Annotated in this window: 17 protein-coding genes; 11 read left to right on the top strand and 6 right to left on the bottom strand. The window is 61.5% G+C overall.

Translation table 11 applies throughout. The annotated features are described in order from the left end of the window. Positions 1 to 15: 15 nt before the first annotated feature. Together AC2S2E_RS14515 and AC2S2E_RS14520 are read right to left on the bottom strand one after the other, a co-directional pair. On the bottom strand, positions 16 to 1,065 hold the full coding sequence (locus AC2S2E_RS14515) for a LacI family DNA-binding transcriptional regulator (protein ID WP_486522838.1): 1,050 nt from the start codon (positions 1,063 to 1,065) through the stop codon (positions 16 to 18). Positions 1,066 to 1,138: 73 nt separating this feature from the next. Next, positions 1,139 to 1,657 (bottom strand): sterol desaturase family protein, encoded by a 519-nt coding sequence (locus tag AC2S2E_RS14520; protein WP_486522839.1) that lies wholly within the window; start codon positions 1,655 to 1,657, stop codon positions 1,139 to 1,141. A 109-nt stretch (positions 1,658 to 1,766) separates the two neighbouring features. On the opposite strand from AC2S2E_RS14520, the gene leuC reads away from it, so the two are divergent. The 7 genes from leuC (at position 1,767) to AC2S2E_RS14555 (ending at position 6,418) form a co-directional block, all read left to right on the top strand. Then, positions 1,767 to 3,197, top strand: coding sequence for a 3-isopropylmalate dehydratase large subunit (leuC, locus tag AC2S2E_RS14525; RefSeq protein ID WP_486522840.1), 1,431 nt, complete (start codon positions 1,767 to 1,769; stop codon positions 3,195 to 3,197). An 18-nt stretch (positions 3,198 to 3,215) separates the two neighbouring features. Next, on the top strand, positions 3,216 to 3,398 hold the full coding sequence (locus AC2S2E_RS14530; RefSeq protein WP_476103171.1) for a hypothetical protein: 183 nt from the start codon (positions 3,216 to 3,218) through the stop codon (positions 3,396 to 3,398). 18 nt (positions 3,399 to 3,416) lie between these two features. Further along, the gene (leuD, locus tag AC2S2E_RS14535) at positions 3,417 to 4,013 is read left to right on the top strand and encodes a 3-isopropylmalate dehydratase small subunit (protein WP_486522841.1); all 597 of its coding nucleotides are present in this window, start codon (positions 3,417 to 3,419) and stop codon (positions 4,011 to 4,013) included. A 269-nt stretch (positions 4,014 to 4,282) separates the two neighbouring features. Beyond that, positions 4,283 to 4,606: a DUF1476 domain-containing protein gene (locus tag AC2S2E_RS14540; protein WP_476103167.1), complete on the top strand. Its 324-nt coding sequence runs from the start codon at positions 4,283 to 4,285 to the stop codon at positions 4,604 to 4,606. Between the two features lie 60 nt (positions 4,607 to 4,666). Next, positions 4,667 to 4,900, top strand: a complete 234-nt coding sequence (locus tag AC2S2E_RS14545) for a BolA/IbaG family iron-sulfur metabolism protein (protein ID WP_476103164.1) — start codon at positions 4,667 to 4,669, stop codon at positions 4,898 to 4,900. A gap of 71 nt (positions 4,901 to 4,971) precedes the next feature. After that, a complete protein-coding gene (gene grxD, locus AC2S2E_RS14550) occupies positions 4,972 to 5,295 on the top strand; it encodes a Grx4 family monothiol glutaredoxin (RefSeq protein WP_476103162.1) in 324 nt (107 codons plus the stop codon). 349 nt (positions 5,296 to 5,644) lie between these two features. Further along, positions 5,645 to 6,418 carry an NUDIX hydrolase gene (locus AC2S2E_RS14555; RefSeq protein ID WP_486522842.1) on the top strand — a complete coding sequence of 258 codons (774 nt, stop codon included), beginning with the start codon at positions 5,645 to 5,647 and terminating at the stop codon, positions 6,416 to 6,418. On the opposite strand, the gene AC2S2E_RS14560 is transcribed toward AC2S2E_RS14555, so the two are convergent. Continuing rightward, positions 6,415 to 6,723 (bottom strand): PilZ domain-containing protein, encoded by a 309-nt coding sequence (locus AC2S2E_RS14560; protein ID WP_486522843.1) that lies wholly within the window; start codon positions 6,721 to 6,723, stop codon positions 6,415 to 6,417. The genes AC2S2E_RS14555 and AC2S2E_RS14560 overlap by 4 nt on opposite strands. A gap of 251 nt (positions 6,724 to 6,974) precedes the next feature. Between AC2S2E_RS14560 and AC2S2E_RS14565 the strand changes: the two genes are divergently transcribed. After that, positions 6,975 to 8,723, top strand: a complete 1,749-nt coding sequence (locus tag AC2S2E_RS14565) for a gamma-glutamyltransferase family protein (RefSeq protein ID WP_486524617.1) — start codon at positions 6,975 to 6,977, stop codon at positions 8,721 to 8,723. 38 nt (positions 8,724 to 8,761) lie between these two features. Here the strand turns inward: AC2S2E_RS14565 and AC2S2E_RS14570 are convergent, their stop codons facing one another. Continuing rightward, complete coding sequence (locus AC2S2E_RS14570; protein WP_486522844.1) at positions 8,762 to 9,295, bottom strand: GNAT family N-acetyltransferase; 534 nt, start codon at positions 9,293 to 9,295, stop codon at positions 8,762 to 8,764. Positions 9,296 to 9,486: 191 nt separating this feature from the next. On the opposite strand from AC2S2E_RS14570, the gene AC2S2E_RS14575 reads away from it, so the two are divergent. The 3 genes from AC2S2E_RS14575 (at position 9,487) to AC2S2E_RS14585 (ending at position 13,666) form a co-directional block, all read left to right on the top strand. After that, a complete protein-coding gene (locus AC2S2E_RS14575; protein WP_486524618.1) occupies positions 9,487 to 11,364 on the top strand; it encodes a methyl-accepting chemotaxis protein in 1,878 nt (625 codons plus the stop codon). A 125-nt stretch (positions 11,365 to 11,489) separates the two neighbouring features. Continuing rightward, positions 11,490 to 11,837: an energy transducer TonB family protein gene (locus AC2S2E_RS14580; RefSeq protein WP_486522845.1), complete on the top strand. Its 348-nt coding sequence runs from the start codon at positions 11,490 to 11,492 to the stop codon at positions 11,835 to 11,837. Between the two features lie 329 nt (positions 11,838 to 12,166). After that, positions 12,167 to 13,666 carry a DEAD/DEAH box helicase gene (locus tag AC2S2E_RS14585; RefSeq protein ID WP_486522846.1) on the top strand — a complete coding sequence of 500 codons (1,500 nt, stop codon included), beginning with the start codon at positions 12,167 to 12,169 and terminating at the stop codon, positions 13,664 to 13,666. 245 nt (positions 13,667 to 13,911) lie between these two features. On the opposite strand, the gene AC2S2E_RS14590 is transcribed toward AC2S2E_RS14585, so the two are convergent. Further along, positions 13,912 to 15,426: a helicase HerA domain-containing protein gene (locus AC2S2E_RS14590; protein WP_476103149.1), complete on the bottom strand. Its 1,515-nt coding sequence runs from the start codon at positions 15,424 to 15,426 to the stop codon at positions 13,912 to 13,914. A 253-nt stretch (positions 15,427 to 15,679) separates the two neighbouring features. Then, positions 15,680 to 17,308 (bottom strand): NAD(P)/FAD-dependent oxidoreductase, encoded by a 1,629-nt coding sequence (locus AC2S2E_RS14595; protein ID WP_486522847.1) that lies wholly within the window; start codon positions 17,306 to 17,308, stop codon positions 15,680 to 15,682. Positions 17,309 to 17,381: the final 73 nt, after the last annotated feature.

The raw sequence follows: 17,381 nt of genomic DNA on the forward strand, positions 1-17,381 counted from the left end.
GTTATTTGCCCGATTTCAAACGGGAGCGGCCACCCGGCCAAGCGCGCTGCCCCGCACGACCAGACGTACCGGCACACGTTCCTGCGCCATTTCCTTATCATCGACCAAGGCCTGAAGGCGGTCGACGAGCTGTTGCCCAGCCACCGCGAAATCGGGTTCAATCGTGGTCAGAGGCGGCACGCTGAACTGCCCCGCTTTGACCCCGTCAAAGCCGACGACGCCGACATCGCCCGGCACGCTGAGGCCCCGCTCCTCCAACAAGGCCATCGCGCCCAGCGCAATATCATCGCAGGCGGTGAACAACCCATCGAAGGGCTCACCAGCCTCCAGCAAAGCCGCCGCCGCGCGCCGCCCTTGTTCGTGCCGCGAAAAGCCCGGCTCCAACGTCATGATGCGCGGCGTCAAACCTGCCGCCACCAGCGTTTCGGCATAGGCATCATAACGTTCGGCAAATTGGCGCTGCGGGCAATCGGCCTCGCCCACATAGACGATGCGGCGATAGCCATGATCGAGCAGATGTTCGACCGCCGCCCGCGCCCCGCCGTGATTGTCGGCGCGCACCCACGGCAATTCATGCGCGGGCGCAGGTGCGCCCCAGCACACGACGTGGCAACCATCATCGGCCGATGCCTGAAAATAGTCCCATGCCTTGCGGTTTTCGCTGGTGCCGAACACGATCATGCCGATGGCGCGGCGGCTGCGTTCGAAATGATCGTCCAGACGGTCGGGCGCGCCCTGAAACGAGACGATGGTTTCCATGCCCCGCGCCGAAGCCGCCGCGCAAATCCCGCCCAGCAAGGCATAATGGAACGGGTTGAACGCCCGGACATCCTCGTCTTCGGGACAGATCACCACCACGGCAATCGTGTTCAAACGCCCGCTGCGCATACGCGAGGCCGAGGAATCGATGTGATAATTGAGCCGCCGCGCCGCCTCGACAATCCTTTCACGCGTGGCTGCGGCCACAATCGGGTCGCCGCTCAATGCGCGTGAGACGGTGGACTGGCTGACGCCTGCTGCTTCTGCAACGTCATAGGACGTGGCGCGAAAGCGCTGTTTGACCATGGTCCCTCCCTTTCACCGCCTCTTTTGCAGAGCCCGGCCCAAAGCGCAAATGGCATGAGCCGTAAATACGGTTTCAGACCTCTTCAGCCTCACGCAGCACCGCGATTCCCGCCTTGCGCTGCTCGGCCAGTTCCTTTTTGAGCGCGGCAGGGTCGCGGGCGATGACAAAGCCGAAGGAAACGCCGCCCTCTTTGCCGACGGTGGCATGGTGCAACCGGTGCGCCTGAACCAGACGTTTGGCATAGCCGCCGCGCGGGACGTAGTGGAAATAGCGTTGATGGACCAATCCATCATGGATCAGCGAATAAACGATGCCATAGCAAAGAATGCCAACGCCAATCCACGTGCCCGGCGCCCACGCCCCCGCGCCCATGACCAAAGGGCTGCCGATGGCAAAGGCCGAAATGCTCATGCCTGCGCCGAACAGGGCGTAGAGGTCGTTCTTTTCAAACATGCGGTCGTGGCGTTCGTGATGATCGCGGTGCCAACCCCAGCCCCAGCCGTGCATGATATATTTATGGGCGCTCCACGCGATGGCTTCCATGGCGAAAAAGCTGATGATGACGATGGCGGTTGCGGCAAATGGAGTCATGCGACCTTCTATAATACCCGATGCAGAAATACGCCACTGGCCCGAATGTCCATGTGGCGGGCATTCGCCTCTTGTTTTTACCGCCCCCCATGCCTAGTTCGGATCTATTATGACCGGACCCAAGACGCTCTACGAAAAGATCTGGGATGCCCACACTGTGGAATCCCGCGATGATGGCACCAGCTTGATCTGGATCGACCGGCACCTTGTGCATGAGGTGACCAGTCCCCAGGCATTTGAGGCGCTGCGCCTTGCCGGGCGCAAGGTGCGTCGACCGGATCTGACGTTGGCCGTGCCGGATCACAATCTGCCCACCACCGCGCGCCGAGATGCCGCGGGACATCGTATTGCCATCAAGGACCCCCAGAGCGCGCAGCAATTGGCCGCGCTGGAAGTGAATGCGCCCGAATTCGGCATCCGTCTGATTGGTGACGCCGATCGTGAACAGGGCATCGTCCATGTCGTCGGCCCGGAACAGGGCTTTTCTCTGCCCGGCGCGACGATTGTTTGCGGCGACTCGCATACGGCCTGCCACGGTGGTCTGGGCGCGCTGGCCTTTGGCATCGGCACGTCGGAAGTCGAGCATGTGCTGGCCACGCAGACCCTGCAATTGAAGCGCTCAAAGACGATGGAAGTGCGCGTCGAGGGCGAATTGGGCGCGGGCGTCACTGCCAAGGATCTTGTCCTGCACATTTGCGGCACGCTGGGCGCCAGCGGCGGCACGGGCTATGTCATCGAATATACCGGCTCGGCCATTCGCGGCCTGTCGATCGAAGGCCGCCTGACGGTTTCGAACATGGCGATTGAACATGGCGCGCGCGCCGGTTTGATTGCGCCCGATGAAAAGACCTTCGCCTATGTGCAGGGCCGTCCCTATGCGCCCAAGGGCGCCGATTGGGACAAGGCCGTGGCATGGTGGAAGAGCCTGGCCACCGATCCGGGCGCGACCTATGACAAGACCGTCGTGATCGACGCAACCAAGATCCAGCCCACCGTCACATGGGGCACCAGCCCCGAAGACACTGTGGCGATTGGCGGCGTTGTGCCCGCGCCCGAAAGCTTTGCCGATCCGTCCAAGCAGGAAGCCGCGCGCAAATCGCTGGCCTATATGGGCCTGACGCCGGGCCAGAAGCTGACCGATGTGGAAGTGCAGAACGTGTTCATCGGTTCGTGCACCAACAGCCGCATCGAGGACATGCGCGCCGCCGCCGCCATTGTGAAGGGCCGCAAAAAGGCCGACAATGTGCGCTGGGCCATCGTCGTGCCGGGTTCGGGACTGGTCAAGGAACAGGCCGAGGCCGAAGGCTTGGACAAGATCTTTATCGAGGCGGGCCTTGAATGGCGCGAACCGGGTTGTTCGGCATGTCTTGCCATGAACCCGGACAAGGTTCCGGCGGGCGAGCGTTGTGCATCGACCTCGAACCGCAATTTCGTCGGCCGTCAGGGTCCGGGTGCGCGCACGCATCTGGTTTCGCCCGCGATGGCGGCGGCCGCAGCAGTGACGGGCAAATTGACCGATGCCCGCGAATTTTTGGCCTGAACGGATAGGGTGACAAAGATGAGCGATGAGAGCGAAAAGAAGGTTTCGGGCGAACGTTCAACCTGGGCTGGCGTTGCCACGATTGCGGGCGCAGCCATTGGTTCGGCGGCGCTGGCCGCGGCAGTGATTTTTGCAAGCCGCCGCAAAGCCAAACCGACCGACGCTCCCGCCCATCCCGAAGATGCGCCCGAAACTGACTGATCTGAAAGAGTTTTCAATATGAAACCGATCAACCACGTGGCCGGCACGGCGATCCCGTTTGGCGCCAAGAATGTCGATACCGACGTGATAATCCCGGCCCACTGGCTCAAGACCATCACGCGTGAAGGTCTTGGCAAGGGTGCGTTCGAAGCGATCCGCGCCGAAGAAGGCAATATCTTCGACACCGAACGCAACAAGGGCGCGCCGATCCTGATCGCGGGCGACAATTTCGGTTGCGGGTCCAGCCGTGAACATGCCGCATGGGCGCTGCTGGACATGGGCATCACCTGCGTCATTGCGCCCAGCTTTTCGGATATCTTTTCGGGCAATGCGTTCAAGAACGGCATTCTGACGGTGGTTCTTCCGCAGGAAGCGGTGGACCGCCTGCTCGAAGTGGCGCAGGATCAACCCATCGATATCGATCTGGAAACCCAGACCGTGACGACGCCGTTTCAGGACCGCTTCACCTTTGAAATCGACCCGTTCCGCAAGCATTGCCTGCTGGGCGGATTGGACGAAGTGGGCCTGACGCTGGCCCGCGACGAAGCCATCAAGAAGCATGAGACCAAAATCGCCGCGGAATTGCCGTTTCTGGCCACCACGGTTTCGGCATAAGCGGCAGGCGACTGGGGCGGGTATATTTTCCCGCCTTTTGAACGGAAAACTTTCTCCAATTTGAGCGAGCGCAAAGAACCACCGCCGCCGATCTGCTGAAAAAGGCCTGTCGCAGCGGTGGTCGCGCCAAATCGGGGGATTGAACCGCCGCCGCTGCGACACATATAGATTGGCGCGCGATCACGGTCGCGTTATGAACGGCAAACTGTAACAGTGCCACGTCACGCCACGAAATCCACAAACCTCAAAATCAAGCGGGAGACGCCACCATGACCAGCTTCAAAGATCGCGAACGGGGTGAAGAAGCCAAGTTTGCCCATGACGAAGAGCTGGAATTTCGCATTCATGCCCGCCGCAACCGCCTGCTGGGCACATGGGCGGCAGAGCGCATGGGCCTTTCGTCGGCAGAAACCGAGGCCTATGCCAAATCGGTGGTGCAGGCCGATTTTGAAGAGGCGGGCGATGAGGATGTCGTTCGCAAGCTGCTGGGCGATTTGATCAGCGCAGGCGTTGATGCCGACGAAGCCGAAGTTCGCACCGCATTGAAGGCCAAGGAAGCCGAAGCGCGCCGCGCGATGATTGGCCAGGTCTAAAGGCCCTATTTCTGGCGCAGTCATCATGGCTGCGCCCATCACACAGGAAGTTTCCCCCCGATGCCGATGCCCGCTGCTGAAATCGAAGCGCTGATTCGCGCCGCCATTCCCGACGCCGACGTGACAATCACCGATCTGGCCGGCGATGGCGATCATTACGCCGCGCATGTCACCTCGGCCAGCTTTGCCGGCAAACCGCGCATTGCCCAGCACAAGGCCGTGTTTGCCGCATTGGGTGGGCGCATGGGGGGCGAACTTCACGCCTTGCAACTGACCACCGGCGTTCCCACCTGAACAATTGACGAAACGCCTTTCCTTCGCAAGAAGGGCGTCATCCCCCGTTTGGTTGCAGAAAGTTTCAAGCCATGTCCGATGTCCAGACCCGCATTGCCGATATTGTGAATTCGAACGACGTCGTGTTGTTCATGAAAGGGACCGCCCTTTTCCCGCAGTGTGGTTTTTCCAGCCGCGCGATCTCGATTCTTGAGCATCTGGGCGTGACCTATCACACCGTCGACGTGTTGCAGGACATGGAAATCCGTCAGGGCATCAAGGCCTATTCGGATTGGCCGACGATCCCCCAGCTTTACGTAAAGGGCGAATTTCTGGGCGGCAGCGACATCATGATGGAAATGTATGAAGCGGGCGAGCTTCAGTCGCTGTTTCAGCAGCACGGTCTGGCCGCATAAAGGCACGCCATTGCGCCAATAAAAAGGGCCGCTTCCCCATGGGAGGCGGCCTTTTTATTGGTTTGAAGGGAATGGTGGGGCCGGGAGACTGGGAAGACCGACCCCACCTTTGTGCTCGAGACGGGAGTGAGACGAACCGCGGAGACTGTCATGCGGGCCGCCTCGTTCGAGACTGCTACCAATGCGCAAGGATATGCATAGGGCGTGCCAATTTTCGAGAAGCGCCAAAATGCCGGGATTTCAGCGGTAATTTGCCCCCGCATTTCACGAAAGTGTCAATTTCCCCGACACCCCTGATCCTGCCAACTCAACCCCTTGCCAAGTGATCGCGCAGGCCTATCAAAGCATCATGAATCCCCAGCCTCCTTTCACCCTGCGCCCCGCCGCGACACTTGTCATTTTTCGCCAGAGTTCCGCGGATCCGGAACCCCAATTGCTGATGGTGGAACGCGCCGCAACCATGCGTTTTGCCGCCGGAGCTACGGTTTTCCCCGGAGGCAAAGTTGACCCACAGGACGCCGAACTGGCGCAAATCCTGACAGGAGAAGCGCAGGACGAATATTCCGACATGGCCGCGCGCATTGCTGCCATCCGCGAGACGTTGGAAGAAACCGGGCTTGCTATAGGGTTTACGCGTGGGCCAACACGCGAACAGGCGATGGAAGCGCGCGCCATTTTGCAGGCCGGGGCCACCATGGCCGACATGCTGAAACGGCTCGATCTGAGCCTCGATTTATCGCTTTTAACCCCCTTTGCCCGTTGGCGGCGCGAAAGTGTCGGAGGATTTGACACTCGCTTCTATCTGGCCAATATCGGTACGGGCGCAGTCGATCTTTTGGTCGATGCCACGGAAAACAGTCGTCTTTTTTGGGCCAGTGCCGCGCAATGTCTGGACGATGCGGCCAAGGGCGATATCAAGATCATCCTGCCGACACAGCTTAATCTGGAACGTTTGGCACCCTTGGCCAATTTCGATCAGGCCGTGGCCAACGCGCTGGCCCATCCCGTCACGCCCATTTCGGCGCGGCGGATCATGCGCGATGGTCAGGAATGGCTGACCATTCCCGAAGGTCTGGGCTATCCAACCACCGCCCTGCCCTTATCGGCGACATCACGGGGTTAAGGCGCGCAGATGCCCCGCGTCCGGGCGCGATAGTCCTGCACCTCACCGCCCATGCGCACATGCAGGCGGCACAGATGTTCCACCACCGGTTCATAGATCGGACGTTCGAATTGCAACCCGCATTGGTTGCTTTCGGTCCAGCGTACTGTGCAACTGATCGCTTCCAACCCATCGAGTTTGAGCAACACCCGCGTGCCCACCGTCAACGTCAATGTGCGCGTGGTGATACAACATCCATGGGTGGAAAGATCGCCAACCGTGACATTATCCTGCAACCCGCTCATCAACCGACAACGGGCCGACATGGTCAGCGGCCTTCGGACGGCCTGTCGGTTGGTTTGACGCGCTCGCATGACATAGGGGTTATAGCGGATACTGGGTTAACCGATGGTTTGAAAATGATTCCCTTGGGCAAATTTTCTTGGCCATGCCTGTCAAATGCCGATTGATGAGATAAATTTCATCCTTGTCAGTAAAAAGGCCCTTTGACATTGCCCGCCAAAGCGCAAACACACACCCCCACAGATTGAAGTCCCGGAGTATCATCTTGTCTGCAATGCTTTCCAGCCGCACGCTTTTCCGCCTCGGCGCCGCCGCACTCGCTCTGTCGGCCATGCCCATGGACGCTATCGCCAAGGCGCCCGCCCCGATCACCCCCGCCCCGATCACTGTCGCCCCGGCGCAGGGTGACGCCAAGGCAGGCTTTGCCACCCATGCAATGATTTCGGCGGCCAATCCGCTGGCGGTGCAAACTGGTCTGCGCATCCTGCAAAAGGGCGGCAGCGCGGTGGACGCGGCGGTCGCGGTACAGGCCGTGCTGGGTCTGGTCGAACCGGAAAGTTCGGGGCTGGGCGGCGGCTCGTTCATGCTGTTCTATGACGCCAAGACCAAGCAGGTCACCGCCTATGACGGGCGCGAAGTCGCCCCCAAGGGCGCAAGCCCCAAGCAGTTCTATGGCCCCGATGGTAAGCTGCTGCCCTTCCCCGTGGCCGTGGTGGGCGGGATTGCCACGGGCGTTCCGGGCGCGATTGCCATGCTGGAAATGGCGCAAAAGGAACATGGCCGCCTGAAATGGCACCAGTTGTTCGGCGAAGCACACAAGCTGGCCAGCAATGGTTTTGAAGTGACGGGCAAGCTGGCCCGCGCCATCGTCAGTCAGGCCCCGCAGGCCAAGGGCGCCGATGCGCAGGCCTATTTCCACAAGGCCGACGGCACCCCCTATCAGGCCGGCGAGCATATCGTGAACAAGGCCTATGCCGCCACGCTGAACCGCATTGCGATGCAGGGTTCAAAGGGGCTGTTGACCGGCCCGATCGCGGAAAAGATTGTCGCCAAGGTGACCACCGGCACTTTGCCCAGCACGATGACGCTGGCCGACCTTGCCGCGTATAAGCCGCGCAAGACGCAGGGGCTGTGCATGCCCTATCGCACCCATATCATCTGCACCCCGCAGGCGCCTTCGGGCGGCGTCGCGGTTCAGGAAGCGATGGGCCTGCTGGCGCACACCGACATTGCCACGCGCAATGCGCAGGACCCCAAGGGCTGGCTGGAAATCGCACAGGCGAGCCGTCTGGCCTATGCCGACCGTGATCGTTACGAAGGCGACCCAGCCTTCGTGCCCTTCCCCAAGGGTCTGCTGGCGCCCGATTACATCGCCGAGCGCGCCAAGCTGATCGGTGAAACGATCCAGCCCGTCACCTATGGCATCCCCAAGGATGCGCCCAAGGTTGGCGTGGACGCGACGCACGAGCCGGGCGGCACCACCCATATGGTGATCGTCGACGCGCAGGGCAACGTCGTGTCGATGACCACAACGGTCGAAAGCATCTTTGGTTCGGGCCGCATGGTTGACGGTTTCTTCCTCAACAACCAGCTCACCGACTTCTCTTTCAGCACGACCGACAAGGACGGCACGCCCGCCGCCAATGCGGTCGCGCCGGGCAAGCGCCCGCGTTCCAGCATGGCGCCCGCCATCGTGCTGAACCCCAAGCGTGACTTTGAAATGGCGCTGGGTTCGCCCGGCGGAAATGCAATCATTGCTTATAATATCAAGGCTCTGGTCGGACTGCTCGATTGGGGGATGAAGCCGCAGGATGCGATCAGCCTGCCCAATCTGGTGGCGCGCGGCGATGTTTACAGCGCCGACACGTTCCCAACGCCGATTGCCGACGCTCTGGCGGCCAAGGGCCTGCCTTTGTTGACGGCGCGTGGTGAAAATTCGGGCCTGCACGTCATTGTGCGCCGGAACAAGGGCTATGAAGGCGGGGCCGACCCGCGCCGCGAGGGCGTTGCCCGCGGTTTCTGATACGGAAAAGGGCGGGACCGAAATCCCGCCCTTTTCATTTACTTGCGGCGCATGATGAATTCTTCGTCGCGCCAGTCGCCCACGGCGAACCTGTACTCACCCACGATTTCAAAACCACGGCTGGCATAGACATGCTGGGCTTTGAGATTGCCCTGCCACACACCAATCCAGATCGGGCGTCCCCAAGAGGTCAATTCCTCCAGCGCCAGATCGAGCAATTGCTTGCCCAGCCCCGCGCCCTGCACCTCGCGCCGCAGATAGAGTTGGTAAAGTTCGCCATCACCATCGGCCCGTTCCGGGTGGGGCAATTTGCTCGGCCCGATATGGACATAGGCGACCAGAGCGCCTTGACCGTTTTGCGCAACCCATGTCCGATGGGTTTCATCGGCCAATTCGCGCGCGACGGTTTCTTCACCATAGGAATCCACCTCGAACACGGCCAGATCGGCCGGCGGATAGGGTATGGCAAAGCCCGTCGGTCCGAACGTATCACGGAAACAATGCAGTTTAAGGGCCGCAAGCGCTGGAACATCCTGCGCGCATGCGGGGCGAATGATAAGGCTGGCAGTCATATTCAGCGCCCTATACCAGCGCGCGGCGGGCGACAATCGCCTGTGGAATGTAAACCGAATTTCGCAATTCCCGCCGCGATCATAGGTAAGATTTCGGATTAGGGCATAAGCCCAAATGCTGACTAAATTGCGAGAAAATAAACCCGTCGCAATTTTTACAATTTGCCGCGGGGAGAATAACCTTGTTGCGTATGGGCATTTCGGCCAAGTTTCTGGCTGCGTTCACCATCCTGTTGGCGGTCATGGCCGCCATGGGCACTTTTGCCGTCGTCAAGCTGGGCGAGGTCAACGCGATCTCGACCGAATTGCGCGAACGCTGGCTGCCCGGATCGCAGGCCCTGGGCGACGTCCATGCCTTTGTTTCGCAATATCGCATCAAACAGAGCGCCCATGTCGGCGCCACATCCGAAGGCATGAAGACCCGTCAGGCAAAATTGATGCGCGCGGCGCAAACCGCCATCGACACCCGTATGCAAGACGCCGCCAAATTGAGCCAGACGCCCGAAGAAAAGGCCGCGTTTGATAAATTGAAGGGCGATTGGCAAACCTATCTGGGACAGAATGAACAATTGCTCCGCCTTTCCGACACCGATGCGGCGGGCGCCAAGGCCATGTTCGACGGCGATTCATTGACCGCTTTCTATACGGTCGAGGATGATCTGCTGGCCTTGATTGATCTGAACACCAAGGGGGCCAATGCCGCATCGGCCCATTCCGCCGCCATTTACGATCAGAGCCGTAAAGTCATCATCGGCGCCGTTGTGGGCGGGCTTGCCGTCGCCCTGGGTCTGATGGGCCTGATGATGACCACGATTGCACGCCCCGTGGCACGGATCAGTGAAGCGGTAGGCCGTTTGGTCGATGGCGACATGCATGTGTCCATTCCCGGCCTAGGGCGTCAGGATGAAGTGGGCCGCCTTGCCCGCGCACTGGACAGTTTCAAGGCGCTGTTCGCCGCCGATCAACAACGCACGGCGGCGGAGCTGGAACGCGCCCGCGAAACGCAGGCTACGATTGACGCCATCGGTTCGGGCCTTTCTGAACTGGCGCGCGGCAATCTGACTCATCGCGTGCCGGAAAATGGCGCGGGCGGCCTTGGCCAATTGCACGTCAATTTCAACGAAGCCGTCGGCCAGTTGGCCAAGGTCATGGGCGAAATCGTCGATGGTTGCGACGCCATCCGCTGCGGCACCGACGAAATCGCGGCGGCCAGCGGCGACCTTGCCCGCCGCACCGAACATCAGGCCAGCTCGATTGCCGAAACCAGCCGCACGCTCAACGAATTCAGCGGCACCGTGCGCGTCACCGCCGACAATGCCCGCCAGACCAGCAGCCGCCTTGCTGTTGCCCGCAACACCGCCGAAGCCGCGGACCAGCAAGCCGAACAGGCCGTCCACGGCCTTCAGGCCATCGAAGCCAGCAGCCGCGAAATGGCCGAAATCGTCGGAGTCATCGACGGTATCGCGTTCCAGACCAACCTGCTGGCGCTCAACGCCGGGGTCGAAGCGGCCCGTGCAGGGGATGCGGGTAAAGGCTTTGCCGTGGTCGCCAACGAAGTGCGCGCCCTTGCCCAGCGCAGCGCTGACGCGGCCAAGGACATTCGCGCGCTGATCACCACATCGAACGAACAGGTATCGACCGGCGTCGCTCTGGCCAGCGCCAGCGGCGATGCTCTGCGTCAGATTGTGGGCGAAGTTTCGCAGATTTCCGAACTGGTCGAACAGATTGCCGAAGCCGCCCAGCGTCAGTCGTCCAATGTCGAGGAAATTTCGGCCATGATGACGTCGATGGATCAGTTTACCCAGCAAAATGCGTCCATGGTCGAACAAAGCACCGCCAGCACGCACAGCCTTTCGGGTGAAACGCAGGGTCTGGTGGAAAAGCTGCGCCGGTTTCAGATGACGCGCAACATGGCGCGCCCTGCCGAAATCGCGCCGCCGGCTACGCGCATGCCTGGTGGTAACAGCGACCTTTCGCTTCCGTCATTTTCTTCGCGTCGCACGCCTGCCCCGGCCCCGACCATGGGGGCGACGGCATTGAAAATCGAGGATGATTGGTCCGAGTTCTAAAGCTTAGGGCAAACCACCTAAGACCACGGAACGAAAAGACAAAGCATAAATTTCAGCCTGATCTTATCCAATTGATGCGAAAACAGTTTCATCAAGAGATTAGCTGGAAAGAGAAAGACCCGCTCATGACCAAGTTCATCACCAATATCGCCCTCGGCATTGCCGGAACTGTTTTGTTCAGCACTTCGGCATTTGCCCAATCGCCCGAATGGACCCGCTCGGTCACCAACCTTTTCGCGGCCAAGCAGGCCTATCCTTCGACCGCCCAGATGCGCGGCGATGAAGGCACCGCCAGGGTCAAGGTCTATATCGGCGCGGACGGCGCGGTGCAAAAGGCGGAACTGGTCGCAGGTTCGGGCTCGGCCATCCTCGACAAGGAAGCCCTCTCGGTCCCCGCCAAGGTGGGCAAGGTTCCCGCCCCGCCGGCCGGCCCGACCACGCTGACGGTGCCGATGACCTGGAAGCTGGCCTGATCATACAATTTTCCATGCGCCTCCACGCATGACTGGGGCCGGTCGAAAGATCGGCCCTTTTTCGTATGCATTTTGCTGCACTGCGCAAAAAACTTGGCAGATGGCCATTGTTGCTATAAGGGACATAGCCAAGCAAGTCGGCGCGCCGCATGAGGCAGTGCGCAGGACCGGGCAGCGTGAGGGCAGCCATTTATGGCCACCCGCCCCGGATCTCACGGATTTGCAGTCCGTTTTTCGCTTCCTCCTCACGCAGGGTCGCGCTTTTTAGTGCCCTGCTTGCCGCGCCGCTTACGCTGGTGTGCGCTGTGAAGCCTGTTTGAAAGTATCCCATGTCGTATTTTTCCGAGCTTGGCCTTGCCGAACCCCTGCTGCGTGCGCTCGAAACCAAGGGTTATAGCGACCCCACCCCGATTCAGCGCCAGTCGATCCCCGCCCTGATCGAAGGCCGCGACCTGCTGGGTCTGGCCCAGACCGGCACCGGCAAGACGGCGGCCTTTGCGCTGCCTTCGCTGCACCGCCTGATCAACGATCCCAAGCCGCGCAAAGCCGCCTCGTGCCGCATGCTGGTACTCAGCCCCACGCGCGAACTGGCGGCCCAGATTGCCGACAACATGCGCGGCTATGCCAAGTATGTCAGCCTGAACATCCAGTGCATCTTTGGCGGCATCCCGGCGGGCAAGCAGGCCCGCGCTCTGGTGCCGGGTTGCGACGTGCTGGTGGCGACGCCGGGCCGCCTGCTCGACCTCATTGATCAGCGCGCTCTGACGCTGCGCGACGTTGAAATCTTCGTTCTCGATGAAGCCGACCAGATGATGGATCTGGGCTTTATCGTGCCCTTGAAGCGCGTTGCCCGCCTGCTGCCCCCCAACCGCCAGAGCCTGTTCTTCAGCGCCACCATGCCGCAGGCGATCGAAGAACTGGGCAAGCAGTTCATCCAGAACCCGGTCAAGGTCGAAGTTGCCCCGCAATCGACCACCGCCGAACGCGTTGAGCAACGCTCGATCTTCATCAACCAGTCCGAAAAGCAGGCCCTGCTGACGATCCTGCTGCGTGACGGTCTGGCCAAGGAAGAAGGCGCGCCCGACCGCATCGACCGCACCATCGTGTTCACCCGCACCAAGCATGGCGCGGACCGCGTTGTGCGCTTCCTGACGCCTGCGGGCATCCCCGCCGCCGCCATCCACGGCGAAAAGAGCCAGGCCCAGCGCACCGCCGCCCTCAAGGGTTTCCGTGACGGCACGGTCAAGGTTCTGGTCGCCACGGATATTGCCGCGCGCGGGATCGACGTTTCGGGCGTTTCCCACGTGTTCAACTTTGAAATCCCCAACGTGGCCGAACAATATGTTCACCGCATCGGCCGCACCGCACGCGCCGGCGCCGATGGCATCGCCATCAGCCTGATCGCCGAGGATGAACGCCCCTACATCCGTGGGATCGAGCGCCTGACCGGTGTTAAGCTGTCGCCTTTGCCGCTGCCCGCTGATTTCCAAAAGGAAGCTGCCCGCCTGCCCGCCCCCGCCAAGCGCGGCAATCCGCCGACAAACGTAGGCCGTTCGCAGGGTGAAGGTCGCCGCGATGGCGGCCGTGATGGTGGTCAGCGTCGTGAAGGCGGTCGCCGCGAAGAAGGCCGTCGCAACAATGACCGTCGCCCCATGGCCGGTCGCGACACGCCCCGCGATGGCCAACGGTCGCGCACCCAGCGTGAGGGCGACCGCGCCCGCGCCGAACGTCGTGAACAGCATGGCCGCCCACGTCTGACCACTGCAACCGGTGCTTCGCAGTTCGATCCGCTGCGCGAGAACGTTGATACCAAGGCGCGTCGCCGCTGAGGTTTGATCGGGGCCCCTATGCCTCCGGCGGGCCAAGGGACTCGGTCCCTTGGCAATCCCGATATTGGGGCGGTTGGTAATTCGCCCCCTTTGTATCGGTCGAAGCAATAAAGCCTGCGGTGCTATGATAGGCACCGCAGGCTTTAATTTTGAACGCCGCGTCCGACAGGTAAGGTCGAACCCGATACGCAACGAAGACATTAATGGGAGCGCGAGGGACGAGTCCCTCGCATATCTACTAATTTCTAAACCGCCGCCGTCGAAACGCCCAGATCGGGAATTCCGATAGACCGCCGCCCGCTGTAATCGGTCTTGACCACGATCAGGTTCGACTTCTCCAGATGCTCCAGCAAGCGCCGGATACGACCGGGCGAACTGGTGCCATAGGCGCGCGCCAGTGTTTCATCATCCGGGCACGGCGCCTCATCCATCGCGGCGCGGGCGATGACAAGGAAGGGCGTGAGCAGATCATCCGGCACGCTGCGCGACAATTGCAAAAGCGGCGCCCATTCCTCGTCCGTGGGGCGATAGATACCCGCCACGGCCAGAGCAAAGCGGCGGCGGAATTGGGTGGCATCGCCCACATGCTGGCCGATCTTCTTCATCCGGCAGCGAGTGGTAAAATCCTGAAACAGCGATGAAATCGGCTGATAGGTGCAATCACGCTCGGCGGTGATATCTTCCATGATCGTCGCCATGATCGCCTGCACTTCATCGGGCGGCAGGCTGGGCGGCGCGGGAACGCTGGCGGCGGAAAAGAGGTTGGGTCCACTGTCATCGACCAGCGGTTCCTCGCCCGGCGCGGGGGCCATGACATAGGTGCTGATCTGATCCATCAATTCGCTGGCATCGGGACGCGGCAGACCGGCGAGCAGCGGGGTTTCCTCCGCCGCCAGTTCCTCGGCCGTCGGCGCGGCGTGGAGCAAGGCATGGAGATCGTCGCCCGTGACGCTGGGCGGGGGCAACAGGCCGGTGGAAACAGCGCGGCTGCGCGTCTGGACCCCGCCGATGCGGACCGACAAAGGCCGCCGCGTTATCGCCGGGCCAAGCGCAAGAAATTGCCCGCGTTGCAGGTCACGGATGCTTTCGGCCTGACGCCGCTCCATGCCCAACAGGTCGGCGGCGCGCTGCATGTCAATGTCGAGGAAAGTGCGGCCCATCAGGAAGTTGGACGCTTCGGCGGCGACATTCTTTGCCAGTTTGGCCAGACGCTGGGTGGCGATGATGCCCGCCAGGCCGCGCTTGCGCCCGCGACACATCAAATTGGTCATGGCCGAAAGCGAGAGGCGACGCACCTCATCCGTCACCTCGCCAGCGGCGGCAGGGGCGAACATCTGCGCCTCGTCCACCACCACCAGCGCGGGGTACCAGATCTCACGCGGGGCATCGAACAAAGCGTTGAGAAAGGTGGCGGCGCAGCGCATCTGGGCTTCGATCTCCAGCCCATCGAGCGCCAGAACGACACTGGCGCGATGTTGACGCACGCGGTTGGCAAGGCGTACCAAGTCATTGGTATTATAAGCCGCGCCGTCCACCACAATATGCCCGAACGGTTCGGCCAGAGTGACGAAATCGCCCTCTGGATCGACCACGACCTGTTGCACCAGCGGCGCGGATTCCTCCAGCAAGCGGCGCAAAAGATGCGATTTGCCCGAACCCGAATTGCCCTGCACCAACAGGCGCGTGGCCAGCAGTTCTTCGATGTCGATCGGCACAGGTTTGCCGTTCGATTCTTCGCCTATGATGATGGATGCAGTCACGGTTGGTCTAGTAGCGCGAGGGGGGCTGCGGGCAAAGGGCTGTGCCCCTAGTTTTCCAGAAGAAAGGGGGGATATGCGAGGGTCTAGACCCTCGCGCTCCCGTTACTGTATGCGTTGCGCGATTGGTTCGGCCATAGCGCTAGGGCCGCCGCGCCGCAGGCTTTTCAATTCTGCCTGCGGCGCGGCGATGCCATTGTTCACCCCATTTTCGGGATTGCAAAGGGACAAGTCCCTTTGCCCGCCGGAGGCAAACCTAACCTTCCTTCAAAACCTCCACCGCCAAGGCCTCGGCCACCTTGATCCCATCGACCGCCGCGGACAAAATCCCGCCGGCATAGCCCGCCCCCTCACCCGCCGGATAAAGACCGCGCGTGTTGAGAGACTGGAAATCCTTGCCCCGCGTAATGCGCAAGGGGCTGGAGGTGCGGGTTTCCACGCCGGTCATGATCACATCGGGATGGTCATACATCGGGATCTGACGGCCAAAGACCGGCAAAGCCTCACGGATGGCCTCGAGCACATAGTCCGGCAAACAGGCAGACAGGTCGGTCAGTTTCACGCCGGGTTGATAGGACGGCTTCACCGCGCCAAATTCGCCCGAAGACGCACGCCCCGCCAGCAAGTCGCCCACCTTCTGCCCCGGCGCGCAATAATCGCCGCCGCCCGCCGTAAAGGCCAGACTTTCCCATTTGCGTTGAAATTCAATGCCCGCCAGCGGGTCTGCGGGATAGTCCTTGCCCGGATCGACCGTGACGACAAGGCCCGAATTAGCGTTGAATTCCGCGCGCGAATATTGGCTCATGCCATTGGTGACGACGCGGCCTTCCTCGCTGGTGGCGGCCACCACGCGCCCGCCCGGACACATGCAGAAGCTGTAGACCGCGCGCCCGTTCGACGCCTGATGCGAAATGGCATAGGCCGCCGCACCCAGCACCGGATGCCCCGCACAGGCGCCATAGCGCGCCTTATCCACCCAGCTTTGCGGATGTTCGATACGCACGCCGATGGCAAAGGGCTTAGCCTCCATGAACACGTTGCGCTTGTGCAGCACTTCGAACGTGTCGCGGCTGGAATGGCCGGGGGCAAGGATGCAATGCGTGGCGGGCAGATAGCTCTCCGCCCCATCCTCCGTGCTGACCAGATGCAGCCCGGCCAGCGCGCCGTCCTTGATGTCGAAATCGGCGACGCGGGTCTTGAAACGATATTCCCCGCCCAGCGCCTCGATGGTTTCGCGCATGGAAATCACCATCGTCACCAGACGGAACGTGCCGATATGGGGATGGGCCTCGTACAGAATATCGTCGGGAGCGCCCGCTTTCACAAACTCGGTCAACACCTTGCGCGAAAGATGGCGCGGGTCCTTGATGCGGCTGTAGAGTTTACCGTCGGAAAAAGTCCCGGCCCCGCCCTCGCCAAACTGGACGTTCGATTCCGGCGTCAACTGATGCTTGCGCCACAGCGCCCATGTGTCCTTGGTGCGCTCGCGCACCGCCTTGCCGCGTTCAATGATGATCGGCTTCAAACCCATTTCGGCCAGAATCAGCGCCGCCAGCAAGCCGCAAGGTCCGGCACCAATCACCACCGGGCGCGTCCCGTCCCAGCCCTCCGGCGCCACCACCGGCGGGCGATAGGCCGTATCGGGCGCAGGGCGGATATGGCTGTCGGCATCGAACCGCGCCAGCACCTCGGCCTCATCATCCAGTTCGATGTCAAAGACATAGACCAGCTTGATCGCATTCTTCTTGCGCGCATCATTCCCGCGCCGGACCATCACCTTGCGCAGGATACGTTCGGGCGCAACACCCAGCCTTTGGACGACGGCATCGTCCAGCTCTTGAGGCGTGTGATTGAGCGGCAGGGCAAGGTCAGAAAGACGGATCATGCCCCGCCCATAAGCGCTTGGCCGCAAATTTGCCACCCCGCGCTTGCACGCATCTGGCACAGCGCTATCCTCC

It is taken from the genome of Novosphingobium sp. 550D (genome assembly GCF_057401885.1).